General features: G+C 65.5%; 11 protein-coding genes. 7 read left to right on the top strand and 4 right to left on the bottom strand.

All coding sequences use genetic code 11. From position 1 onward, the window contains the following. Nucleotides 1–87: 87 nt before the first annotated feature. From cysK to tcdA, 3 genes are all read right to left on the bottom strand, one after another. Nucleotides 88–1,017, bottom strand: a complete 930-nt coding sequence (gene cysK / locus IFT60_RS22635) for a cysteine synthase A (RefSeq protein ID WP_192056003.1) — start codon at nucleotides 1,015–1,017, stop codon at nucleotides 88–90. 37 nt (nucleotides 1,018–1,054) lie between these two features. Next, complete coding sequence (locus IFT60_RS22630) at nucleotides 1,055–1,699, bottom strand: FKBP-type peptidyl-prolyl cis-trans isomerase (RefSeq protein ID WP_229511091.1); 645 nt, start codon at nucleotides 1,697–1,699, stop codon at nucleotides 1,055–1,057. A gap of 75 nt (nucleotides 1,700–1,774) precedes the next feature. Next, nucleotides 1,775–2,644, bottom strand: coding sequence for a tRNA cyclic N6-threonylcarbamoyladenosine(37) synthase TcdA (tcdA, locus tag IFT60_RS22625; protein WP_192056001.1), 870 nt, complete (start codon nucleotides 2,642–2,644; stop codon nucleotides 1,775–1,777). An 88-nt stretch (nucleotides 2,645–2,732) separates the two neighbouring features. Here tcdA and pdxH point away from each other — a divergent pair, with 88 nt between their 5' ends. After that, complete coding sequence (gene pdxH, locus IFT60_RS22620; RefSeq protein WP_192055999.1) at nucleotides 2,733–3,926, top strand: pyridoxamine 5'-phosphate oxidase; 1,194 nt, start codon at nucleotides 2,733–2,735, stop codon at nucleotides 3,924–3,926. Nucleotides 3,927–4,002: 76 nt separating this feature from the next. Next, complete coding sequence (locus IFT60_RS22615) at nucleotides 4,003–5,205, top strand: class I SAM-dependent methyltransferase (protein WP_192055996.1); 1,203 nt, start codon at nucleotides 4,003–4,005, stop codon at nucleotides 5,203–5,205. Nucleotides 5,206–5,352: 147 nt separating this feature from the next. Here the strand turns inward: IFT60_RS22615 and msrA are convergent, their stop codons facing one another. Next, on the bottom strand, nucleotides 5,353–5,919 hold the full coding sequence (msrA, locus tag IFT60_RS22610) for a peptide-methionine (S)-S-oxide reductase MsrA (protein WP_192055994.1): 567 nt from the start codon (nucleotides 5,917–5,919) through the stop codon (nucleotides 5,353–5,355). 165 nt (nucleotides 5,920–6,084) lie between these two features. On the opposite strand from msrA, the gene IFT60_RS22605 reads away from it, so the two are divergent. From IFT60_RS22605 to IFT60_RS22585, 5 genes are all read left to right on the top strand, one after another. Beyond that, nucleotides 6,085–6,597 (top strand): flavin reductase family protein, encoded by a 513-nt coding sequence (locus IFT60_RS22605; RefSeq protein WP_192055992.1) that lies wholly within the window; start codon nucleotides 6,085–6,087, stop codon nucleotides 6,595–6,597. A gap of 124 nt (nucleotides 6,598–6,721) precedes the next feature. After that, the gene (locus IFT60_RS22600) at nucleotides 6,722–7,558 is read left to right on the top strand and encodes an oxidoreductase (RefSeq protein ID WP_192055990.1); all 837 of its coding nucleotides are present in this window, start codon (nucleotides 6,722–6,724) and stop codon (nucleotides 7,556–7,558) included. A 40-nt stretch (nucleotides 7,559–7,598) separates the two neighbouring features. Next, complete coding sequence (locus IFT60_RS22595; protein ID WP_192055988.1) at nucleotides 7,599–8,540, top strand: AraC family transcriptional regulator; 942 nt, start codon at nucleotides 7,599–7,601, stop codon at nucleotides 8,538–8,540. 144 nt (nucleotides 8,541–8,684) lie between these two features. Beyond that, complete coding sequence (locus IFT60_RS22590) at nucleotides 8,685–9,878, top strand: acyl-CoA dehydrogenase (RefSeq protein ID WP_192055985.1); 1,194 nt, start codon at nucleotides 8,685–8,687, stop codon at nucleotides 9,876–9,878. A gap of 179 nt (nucleotides 9,879–10,057) precedes the next feature. Then, entirely contained in the window at nucleotides 10,058–12,169 is a 2,112-nt protein-coding gene (locus IFT60_RS22585; protein ID WP_374001253.1) for a putative bifunctional diguanylate cyclase/phosphodiesterase, read from the top strand. Nucleotides 12,170–12,171: the final 2 nt, after the last annotated feature.

Below are 12,171 nucleotides of genomic sequence, written 5' to 3'. Positions count from 1 at the left end.
CAAAATAATGGCCTTGGCTGGCCAGGACTGCGCACGTCTCGATAGTGGGTTCTTTCACGTTACGTTACGCGACTGCCAACAGTTGGTTTACCCAGCCAGGTTCGCGAACAAGGCCGTACTCAGGTAGCGCTCGCCGAACGACGGAATGATCGTCACGATCGTCTTGCCCGCATTCTCCGGCCGCTGCGCCACCTGCATCGCCGCCCACAAGGCGGCGCCCGATGAAATCCCGACCAACAGCCCTTCTTCGCGGGCGGCGGCGCGCGCCGTCTCGAAGGCGTTCTCGTTGCTGACGGTGATGATCTCGTCGTAGATGGCGGTGTTCAGCACCTGCGGTACGAATCCGGCGCCGATGCCCTGGATCGGGTGCGGGCCTTTCGTTCCTTTCGAGAGCATCGGCGAGGCTTCGGGCTCGACCGCGATGGCCTGGAAGCCGGGCTTGCGCTCCTTCAGCACTTCGCCGACGCCGGTGATGGTGCCGCCGGTGCCGACGCCGGCGACGACGATGTCGACCTTGCCGTCGGTGTCGCGCCAGATTTCCTCGGCGGTGGTGCGGCGGTGCACTTCCGGGTTGGCGGGATTGTTGAACTGTTGCGGCATGAAGGCGCGCGGGTCGCCGGCGACGAGCTCCTCGGCGCGGCGGATCGCGCCCAGCATGCCTTCGGAGCCGGGCGTGAGCACCAGTTCGGCGCCATACGCGCGCAGCAGCATGCGCCGCTCGTTGCTCATGGTGTCGGGCATGACCAGCTTGCAGCGGTAGCCGCGCGCGGCGCACACCATCGCCAGCGCGATGCCGGTGTTGCCGCTGGTCGGTTCGACGACGACGGTATCGGGACCGATCTTGCCGGCGTGCTCGGCCGCCTGGATCATCGACAGGCCGATGCGGTCCTTGACGCTGTGCGCGGGATTATGGAACTCGAGCTTGGCCAGGATCTCGGCCCCGCCGGATGCCAGCTTGCGGATCCTGACGAGGGGGGTGTTGCCGATCAGTTCAGTGACATCGTTCGCGATACGCATGCCGTCCTCCGTGCTGGTTGAATTAGTTACGCCGGGATTACTTCACGCCGAGCAGTTCCACGTCAAAAATCAGGTCCGTATTCGGCGGAATCGATCCGCCCGGCGCGCCGCGGCTGCCGTAGGCGAGGTGGCTCGGGATGACCAGGGTGCGCTTGCCGCCGACCTTCATGCCGGCCACGCCCTGCTCCCAGCCCTTGATGACCTGGCCGGCGCCGAGACGGAACTCGAGCGGATCGCGGCCGTTGTCGAGCGAGGAATCGAATTTGCGCCCGCGGCCGTTGAGCGTCAGCGGCTTGTGGAACCAGCCCGTGTAGTTGACCCGGACCACGCTGCCGAGGCCGGCTTCCCTGCCCTTGCCGACCACGCGGTCGACGATCTCGAGCTGGGGACCCGAGCTTGCGGGCGCGGCCGGCGGCACCGGCTGGGCGGCCTGCGCGGCAGCAGCGGCCTGGGCGGCGCTGGAGGTATCGGTGGTGGCGGCAGCCTGGCCGGCCGCTTGCTGCGAAGCGGCGGCGGCCTGGTCGGCGGCGCTTTGCACGCCCTGCTGGCGCACGGCGGCGGCAGCCTGGTCGGCCGCAACAGGCGTTGCAGCGGAAGTCGGCGCGTTGGCCGGGACAGGCTGTTGGGCGTGGGCAGCGGCAGCCGCCAGCAGCAGGGCAACGAGGGTAGTACGACGCATCATGTAGGCTCTTTCAATGACAGGATTTCAACCGATATCCGATCATAGCAAGCCCGGGGCCTGCTGCCCAGCGTCGACTCAGATGCTTACAATCTCCTGCTGCGGCGTTGATACCGTGGCGTCCGCTGCCTCACCCGCGGCCGCCTCCGCCAGCTTGCGCAGGATGTGCGCAGCCGCGATCATGCCGAAGCTGGCCGTGACCACCATGCTCGAACCGAAGCCGGCGCAGTTCAGGCCGGTAATGCTGGACTCGATCTCGCAGGCATCCTCCGCCTCCGGATAGCGCAGCGGCTCCATCGAAAACACCGCGTCGATATGGTACTTCTGCTTTTCGCCGCGCGAAAAACCATATTGCGCGCGCAGCACCTTGCGCACCTTTTTCAGCAGCGGTTCCTGCTCGGTGCGGGCCAGGTCGCGCACTTCGATCTTGGTCGGATCAAGCTGGCCGCCGGCGCCGCCGCTGGTCAGCAGCGGGATCCCCTGTTCGCGGCAAAACGCGATCAGCGCGGCCTTGGCCTTGACGCTGTCGATGGCGTCGACGACGTAATCGAAGCCCTTGTTGCCGATCATTTGCGCGATATTGTCCGGCTCGATGAAATCCTCGACCAGGGTGACCTGGCAAAACGGATTGATCTGGGCGATGCGGTCGCGCAGCGCCTCGATCTTCGGCTGGCCGATGGTGCTTGTTACCGCCTGGATCTGGCGGTTGATGTTCGATTCGGCCACGTTGTCGAGGTCGATCAGGGTCAGGTGGCCGATGGCGCTCCTCGCCAGCGCCTCGACCAGCCAGGAACCGACGCCGCCGACGCCGATCACGCAAACGTGCGCCGTCCTGAAACGTTCCAAGGCACGCTCGCCGTAGAGGCGGCCGACACCGCCGAAGCGGCGCGCAAAGTCGATGTCATCGCCGTGCGGCGCCGAAAAGAGTGGGGTATCAATCGAGTTCATCCGGTCATTTTACCGGACCGATCTTTCGCGTCCGCACTAAAATAGCGCTCTGTCAATCAAAAAACTTCCCTCTGTTAAAAATACGCACATGAACGATTTCCTTCCTGATACGGCACCCGGTTTCGACCAGCCGATCGCCGTGCTCAAGCACTGCCACGGCCGCATCCGCAAGCAGCTCGCCACCCTCGAGCGACTGCTGTCGCACCTGCCCGAACACGGTGCCGACGAAGCCGCGCGCCAGGCGGCCGGCGCCGTGCTGAAGTATTTCGAGAAAGCCGCGCACCTGCACCACGACGACGAAGAACAAGACCTGATCCCGATGCTGCGCGCCGTGGCGCAAGGGGAAGATGCCGCCACGCTGCAGGCGCTGGCCCCGATCATCCTGCAAGACCACAAGGAGATGGACGCCTTGTGGCAAGACCTGCACGAGCAGCTGACGGCGATTGCCGACGGCAGCGCCGCCACCCTGACGGCCTCGAACGTGCAGCGCTTTGTCCAGCGCTACACGGCGCACATGGAGCGCGAGGAAAGCACGATGGCGCCGATGGCCGTGCGCCTGTTTTCGCCGGAACAGATGACGCAACTCGGCACGTCCATGCAGCGCCGCCGTGGGCTTGGGGAAACTCCAGCCGCGCCGGCCATCGGCGACGCCGTCGCCAGCCTGCGCAAGGATTACGGCCAGGCCAGCCTGAACGAAGACGAGGTGCTGGACGACCCGATGCAGCAATTTACGCAGTGGTTCGAGCAGGCGATCAAGGCGCAAGTCAACGAACCGAATGCGATGAACGTGGCGACGGTCGCTGCCGATGGCCGGCCGAGTTCGCGCATCGTGTTGGTAAAACAATTCGATGCGCGCGGTTTCACCTGGTACACCAACTACGACAGTCGAAAAGCTCAGGAATTGCGCGCCAATCCTTATGCAGCGCTGCTATTCTTTTGGAGCGAACTTGAACGCCAGGTTCGGATCGAAGGCCGGGTCGAGACGACCTCGGCCGAAGAAAGCGACAAGTATTTCGGCAGCAGGCCGTTGAAGAGCCGCCTGTCGGCGATCGCCTCCCAGCAGAGCGCGCCGATCGACAACCGCGCGGCCCTGGAACGGAATTACGAAGCGGTCGCCGCGGTTGCGGGCGATGCGCCGGCGCGGCCGTCCAACTGGGGCGGCTTCCGCCTGGTGCCCGAGCGCATCGAATTCTGGCAAGGGCGCCGCTCGCGTTTCCATGACCGCATCGTCTACGAGCGGCAGGAAGACGGCAGCTGGGCGCGGCAGCGTTTGCAACCCTAGGAACCTGTCGCTGCCACCGGACAGGTTCGGCGCCGGCGCATTTCTGGCCGGCGCGTGCCAACCGCCGGAGGACGTCATGTTCGATGCGTTGAAACTCAGCGCCTGGAGCGCGGGCCTGCGCAGCCAGCTTTCCCTGCCCTTGCGCGTGGAACTGTGGAATGGCGAGCATCTCGATTTTTCATCCGAGCCGGCGCGCGTCACCATCCGCGTGCCCAGGCCGTCGAGCCTGCGCTACCTGCTCTCGCCTACCCTCTACAACCTGGGACGCGCCTATGTCGAGGGCGCGCTCGAGATCCGCGGGCGCGCCGCCGACATGATCCGCATCGGCAGCGAACTGGCCGCCGCCAAGGGCAGTTCGCACCGCCCGCCGAATCCGCTGCGCCTGCTCTCGAAGCACACGCGCGCCCGCGATGCCGAGGCGATCCGCTACCACTACGACGTCTCCAACGCGTTCTACGCCGCCTGGCTCGATCCGAACATGGTGTATTCGTGCGCCTATTTCGAGGACGGCAGCGAAGACCTGGCGGGCGCCCAGCTGAAAAAGATCGATCACATCCTGCGCAAGATCGACCTGCGCCCGGGCCAGCGCCTGCTCGACATCGGCTGCGGCTGGGGCGCGCTGGCGATCCGCGCCGCCCAGCAGTTCGGCGCCCGCTGCGTCGGCATCACGCTGTCGGAAAACCAGGCCGAACTGGCGCGCGAGCGGGTGGCGCAGGCCGGCCTGCAAGGGCAAGTCGAGATCCGCCTGCAGGATTACCGCGACCTCGACGGCGAATTCGAGCGCATCGCCAGCGTCGGCATGTTCGAGCACGTGGGCCTGCAGCACTTACCGGAGTACTTCGCCAAGATCAACGCCCTGCTGGCGCCGGGCGGCGTGGTCATGAACCACGGGATCACCACCACCGACGTCGCCGCCCGCGCCACGCCCTATGGCGGGGGCGAATTCATCGACCAGTACGTGTTCCCGCAGGGAGAACTGGCGCACCTGTCGACGGTCATCAAGGCGATGCAGCAGGGCGGCCTGGAAGTGCGCGACGTCGAAAACCTGCGCCGCCACTACGCGCGCACCTGCACCCTGTGGACCGAGAATTTCGAAAACCGGCTGGAGACCATCGGCACCCTGACCGACGCCCGGCGCCTGCGCATCTGGCACGTCTACCTGGCCGGCTGCGCATATGCCTTTGCCCACGACTGGATCAGCCTGTACCAGATCGTGGGGGCGAAAGCGGGAGAGGACCCGGGGCAGATCCCGTGGTCGCGGAAGTACATGTACCCATAAACGCGTGCAGCAGGACGTAGGGTGGGCGGCTCCACCCGACCAGGTGCATTAACGCAGCTTTCGCGCCGCCCACGCGTTCAACGCACATATGCATGTCGCGACGTTTCAAGAAACCGTTGAACGCGTGGCTGGCGCCGAAGCCGCAACTTATTCAAGCACCTCGGTGGAACCGGCCACCCTGCTCCAGTGCGAAAACGTCTGGCGAAACTTCGCCACCTTCGGCGCCACCACGAACGCGCAATACCCCTGCATCGGGTGCTGGGCATAGTAATTCTGGTGATAGTCCTCGGCCTTGTACCAGGTTTCGCCCGGCACGATCTGCGTCACGATCGGCGCATCCCACACTGCGGCCATTTCCGCCACTACCTGGCGCGCGGTCGCTTCCTGCTCCGGATTGTCGTAGAAAATCACGGAGCGGTATTGCGGGCCGACGTCGTTGCCCTGGCGGTCTTGCGTGGTCGGATCGTGGATGGTGAAAAAGATCTGCAGGATGTCGCGGTAAGTGATCACGGCCGGATCGAATGCGAGCCGCACGACCTCCGCGTGGCCGGTCGCGGCGCCGCAGACCTGTTCGTAGGTCGGGTTCACCACGTGTCCGCCCATGTAGCCCGATTCGACGCGCGTGATGCCGCGCACCTCAAGATACACCGCCTCAAGGCACCAGAAACATCCGCCACCGAGGATGGCCACTTCCGTCCGTTCTTGCTCGCTCATCGCCTGCCCCATCGTGATCGTGATGACCCGATGCTAACGCAAAGCGCCGCGTCCTGCAGGCGCGGCATGCTGCAGGACACGCTGTAGGACAGGCTGTAAAGCACGCGCACGCGACGGTCGTCAGCCGGCGGTGGCATAATGAGCATGCAACTTTCCAAGGTACCAATGAACACACGCTCTTCCCGCGCCACCGAGCGCGGTTTCGACTCGGCCCATTTCCGCCAGGCGCTGTCGCAATTTGCGACCGGCGTGACCGTGATCACGACGCGGCTGGCCGACGGCAGCTTTCGCGGCCTGACCGCCAGCTCGTTCAATTCGGTCTCGCTCGATCCGCCGCTGGTGTTGTGGAGCCTGGGCGCGGGCGCCAACAGCATGCCTGTCTTCAGCGGCAATTCGCATTACGTCATCAACATCCTGTCGGCCGGCCAGCAAGAGCTGGCATTGCGCTTCTCGCGCCGTACCGAGACCGATCCCTTCGCCGGCGTCGACTACGAACTCTCGCGCACCGGCCTGCCCATTCTGAAAGGCGTGGCCGCCTGGTTCGAATGCCACAACCGCAGCCGCTATCCGGAAGGCGACCACGTGATCTTCGTCGGCGAAGTCGAGGAGTGTGCCGTGCAGCCGCAGGCCGGCCTGCTGTTCCACGGCGGCCGCTTCGGCACCACCGCGCCGGGCTGACCGCCAGTATTTAACGAGGATCGCGCCAGCTTGCCGGAGTTTCAGGCAAGGGGCGGCCGGGTCCCCGTCCTACCATGCTCTCCACATCAACGCCACTTGGGTGGTTTAATTTGGAGAGCACATCATGCATAAAATCTGGTTCATTACGGGTGCCGGCCGTGGCATTGGCGCCGCCATCGTCCGCGCCGCCCTGGCCCAGGGGCACAGTGTCGTCGCCACCGGCCGCAACCTGGCGCAATTGCAGGCGCGTTTCGACGGCGCCGATCCGGCGCGCCTGCTGCTGCTCGAACTCGACGTCGCCGTCGAGGCCCAGGCCGCCCCTGCGATCGCCGCGGCAACCGAGCGCTTCGGCCGCATCGACGTCCTCGTCAACAACGCCGCCTACGGGCAAATGGGCAACCTGGAAGAGGTGCCGATGGCCGACGTCGAGCGCCAGTTCGGCGTCAACGTGTACGGCGTGATGCACATGCTGCAGGCGGCGCTGCCCGTCATGCGGCGCCAGCGCGCCGGCCACGTCATCAACATCAGCTCGGTCGGCGGCCTGCTCGGCTTCCATGGCGCCTCGGTGTATTGCGCCACCAAGTATGCCATCGAGGGCTTGTCGGCCTCGCTGGCGCTGGAGTTAAAACCCTTCGGCATCCACGTCACGGCGGTCGAGCCGGGCTTCTTCCGTACTGAATTCCTCGACCAGAGCTCAGTGCGTTACGGCGCCAAAACGATCGACGACTACGCCGCCGGAGGCACGGTCGAAGACGCCTACAGCCCCTACCGCGGCAAGCAGCTGGGCGATCCGCTGAAGCTGGCGGACGTCGTCGTGCGCCTGGCCGGGATGGCAACGCCGCCGGCGCAACTGCTGGCCGGCAGCGACGCCGTCGCCATGACTGCCGCCGCGCTGGACGCGCGCCGCGCGGAACTGCATGCATGGCGCAGCCTGTCGGAATCGACCGATCACCTGGCCTGAGTCGAATGCCGGTGATGTATCCTGTTCGCACCCATTCGCCATGACACCACTCGACCATTCGATCCCCGACAGTGCAACGGCGCTGGCGCGCCTGGCCGGCCTGCTGGCCGCGCAGGCGCCCTACGACGGCACGTTCGCGACCTGCATTCCGGGCGTGCATGCGGTGCGCGCCGCCAATGCCAGTACGGAACTGGTGCATGGTTTGCACCGGCCGGCGCTGTGCATCGTCGCCCAGGGCGCGAAGACGGTCATGCTGGGCGGCGAGTCGTACGACTACGATCCGTCGCGCATGATGATCTTCGCGCTCGACCTGCCGGTCGCGGCGCTGATCCGCCAGGCCAGCGCGGCGGCGCCCTACCTGTCGTTCCGGCTCGACTTCGACCAGGCGCGCCTGGGGGAACTGATCCTGAAGGTGTATCCCGAGGGCGTGCCGCTCCTGCGCGAGCAGCGCGCGGTGCAGGTGGCGCAGGCGGGCGCGCCCGTCATCGATGCGGCGGCACGCCTGATGGCGCTGGCGGCGCAGCCGGACGACGCCCCGCTGCTGGCGCCGCTGGTGATCGACGAGATCCTGCTGCGCCTGCTGCGCGGCCCCTTCGGCGCGCGCCTGGCGCAACTCGGACAAGTCGAGACGCACCGCGTGAGCAAGGTCGTGGCCTGGATCCGCGCCCACTACGACCAGGCCATCCGCGTCGACGACATGGCCGCGCTGGCGCACATGAGCACCTCGTCGCTGCACGAACAGTTCAAAGCACTGACCTCGATGAGTCCGCTGCAATTCCAGAAGACCCTGCGCCTGCAGGAAGCGCGTCGGCTGATGCTCGCCACCGGGATGGATGCGGGCCTGGCCTGCCAGCGCGTCGGCTACGTCAGCGCCTCGCAGTTCAGCCGCGAATACGCGCGCCATTTCGGCACGGCGCCGACGCGCGACATCGCACGCCTGCGCAATGCGGGCCTGGCCGAGGCGGTGTCGTTTGTCCAATAGCAGCCGGCACCGGGTCCGGTAAATATGAAAATGGCTGTCGCAGTTTGAAAAGATGGCAAGTCCCCTCCTTTCTATAATGGCCCGGCGCGGCGCTGCTCATGACAGCCGCGCCCGCCTCCAACAAGCACCGAGACCAGGACAGCCATGAACCACGCCGATTCGCCACGCAAGACCGCCTTCCACTGGGACGACCCGCTCCTGCTCAACTGCCAGCTGACGGACGACGAACGCATGATCCGCGACGCCGCCAACGCCTACTGCCAGGACAAGCTGCAGCCGCGCATCCTCGACGCCTTCCGCCACGAACGGATGGACACCTCCATCTTCCGCGAGATGGGCGAGCTGGGCCTGCTGGGACCGACCATCCCCGAACAATACGGCGGCCCCGGCCTGAACTACGTCGCCTACGGCCTGATCGCGCGCGAAATCGAACGCGTCGACTCCGGCTACCGCTCGATGGCCAGCGTACAATCGTCCCTCGTCATGGTGCCGATCCATGAGTTCGGCAATGAGGAGACCAAACAGAAGTACCTGCCCAAGCTCGCCACGGGCGAATGGATCGGCTGCTTCGGCCTGACCGAACCGAACCACGGTTCCGACCCCGGTTCGATGGTCACCCGTGCGCGCAAGGTCGACGGCGGCTACTCGCTCACCGGCTCGAAAATGTGGATCACCAATTCGCCGGTGGCCGACGTGTTCGTGGTCTGGGCCAAGGATGACGAAGGCGCGATCCGCGGCTTCGTGCTGGAAAAGGACTGGAAGGGGCTGACTGCGCCGGCAATCCACGGCAAGTTCGGCCTGCGCGCTTCCGTCACCGGCGAGATCGTGATGGACAACGTGTTCTGCCCGGAAGAAAACGCGTTCCCCGACGTGCGCGGCCTGAAAGGCCCGTTCACCTGCCTGAACTCGGCCCGCTACGGCATCGCCTGGGGCGCGCTCGGCGCGGCCGAAGCGTGCTGGCAGACGGCGCGCCAGTACACCATGGACCGCCACCAGTTCGGCAAACCGCTGGCGGCGAACCAGCTGGTGCAAAAGAAGCTGGCCGACATGCAGACCGAGATCACCCTCGGCCTGCAGGGCTGCCTGCGCCTGGGCCGCATGAAAGACGAAGGCACGGCGGCGGTGGAAATCACCTCGATGATGAAGCGTAATTCCTGCGGCAAGGCGCTCGACGTGGCGCGCGTCGCCCGCGACATGCTGGGCGGGAACGGCATCTCGGACGAGTTCGGGATCATCCGGCACATGGTGAACCTGGAAGTCGTGAATACCTATGAAGGCACGCATGACATCCACGCGCTGATCCTGGGGCGCGCGCAGACCGGTATCGCGGCGTTTTAAGGTTACGGGTGGGTACCCTACCCACCCTGCATGACAACCCGGCTCGGATACGTGCAGACCTGACAATAATTTGCACAAACTGTCTTTACAGTAACGTATCGACGCAAATTTCGCGTTACCATGTGTGCTAGATCAAGTATCGCCCTGCTGATGTTCCACCTACTTCAAGCGCGCGGAACATGCATTCATCCGGACATCCAGTTTCGACGAATTTGCGATCGCACGACGCCTCCGCGTTGTCGCTCGACTTGTTGCTGAGCAACCTGCCAGGCGTGGTGTATCGCTGCCTGAACGACAGCACGTGGACCATGATTTTCCTCTCCGCCGGGATCGAAAAGCTGACCGGTTATCCGCCGGCGGCCTTTACCGGCGACCACGCCATGTCGTTTGCCAGCCTGATCCACCCCGACGACCGCGCCCGGGTGGCCGAGGAGACGAATGTGGCGATCCGCGAGCAGCGCCCGTTCCAGATCAGTTACCGCATCACGACCGCCACCGGCAAGCTGCGCTGGGCCTGGGAACAGGGTGCGGCCGTGTTCGACGCGCACGGCAATGTCGAGGCGCTGGAAGGTTTTATCGGCGACATCACGGTCCTGCACCGCGCCGACCAGCTGGCGCTCGAGCAAGCCTCGCTGCTGGACAAGGCGCGCGACGCGATCTTCGTGATGGACATGGGTTCGCGCATCATCTACTGGAACAAGGGCGCCGAGCGGCTCTATGGCTGGGACGCGGAGCAGGTCCTGGGGCAGCGCATGTCCGACCTGCTGTGCGGCGACCACGCGGCCTACAGCGAAGCCTATGCGATGGCGCTGGACGAGGGCGAATGGGTGGGCGAACTGCACCAGCACCGGCGCGACGGCAGCGGTTTTCATGCCGACACGCGCTGGACCGTGGTGCCGGCCGACCCGGATGCAGGCATCCCGCAAAAGATCCTGGTGATCAGCACCGACATCAGCGAACGCAAGAACAACGAGGCGCGCATCCACCGCCTGGCCTATTTCGACGCGCTGACCGAACTGCCGAATCGTTCCAGCCTGCTCGACCACCTGCGCCGCGCCCTGCTGGGGAGCGCCCGCTCGCGCAAGATCGGCGCCCTGATGTTCCTCGACCTCGACAATTTCAAAACGCTCAACGACACCCATGGCCACGCGGCCGGCGACATGCTGCTGCAGGCCGTGGCGCGCCGCCTCGAACACAGCGTGCGCGAAGCCGACATGGTGGCGCGCCTGGGCGGCGACGAGTTCGTGATCCTGGTCCAGCCCGAGGAAGACACCATGGAGGCGGCCGCGCACCAGGCCGAAACCGTGGCGGCGAAAGTCGTCGCCGCCATGCGCGCGCCGTTTCAGCTGGCCGACTTCGCGTATGCGGTCTCGACCAGCGTCGGCGTGACCATGATCAGCGGCGCGCTCGACACGGTGGAGTCGGCCCTGAAGCAGGCCGACACCGCGATGTACCAGGCCAAGGCGGCCGGCCGCAATACCTTCCGCTTCTTCGACCCCGACATGCAAGCCAAATGGACCGCCCGCTCGGAACTGGAAAACGGCCTGCGGCGCGCGCTGCGCAACCACGAATTCATGCTGAACTACCAGCCGCAACTCGACGGCAGCAGCCGCGTGATCGGCGCCGAAGCGCTGCTGCGCTGGCGCCTGCCGAACGGCGACATCCTGTACCCGACCGATTTCATCAAGCAAGCCGAGGAAACCAGCCTGATCGTCGAGATCGGGCGCTGGGTACTGGGCACGGCCTGCCTGGAACTGGCGTCCTGGCAGAGAAACCCCGCCACCAAGCACCTGTCGCTGTCGGTCAACGTCAGCGCGCGCCAGTTCGTCGAACCGGATTTCGTCGCCATGACCCAGGAAATCCTGGCCGCGACCGGGGTCGACCCGCATGGCCTGAAATTCGAGCTGACCGAGACCCTGGTCGTGACCGATTTCGCGCACACGGTCGAGACCATGGAAACGCTGCGCCGCCTCGGCATCACCTTCTCGCTCGACGACTTCGGCACCGGCTACTCGTCGCTGGCCTACCTGCGCAAACTGCCGCTCGACCAACTGAAAATCGATTATTCGTTCATGCGCGACGTGCTCACCGACCGCAACGACGCCTCGATCGTACGCTCGATCATCGCGCTCGGCGGCAGCCTCGGACTACAGGTGATCGCCGAGGGCGTCGAAACCCAGGGCCAGCGCGAATGGCTGTCCGAGGCCGGCTGCTTCGTCTACCAGGGCTATCTCTACGAACGCGCCCTGAGCGGCGAGCATTTCACGGTTTACGCGTCCTGCCTGCATTAAAG

Source organism: Massilia sp. CFBP 13721 (assembly GCF_014842025.1).
GTDB lineage: Bacteria > Pseudomonadota > Gammaproteobacteria > Burkholderiales > Burkholderiaceae_D > Telluria.
The sequence above is the reverse complement of the archived record's forward strand: the minus strand, read 5'-3'. Positions and strand labels throughout refer to the sequence as shown.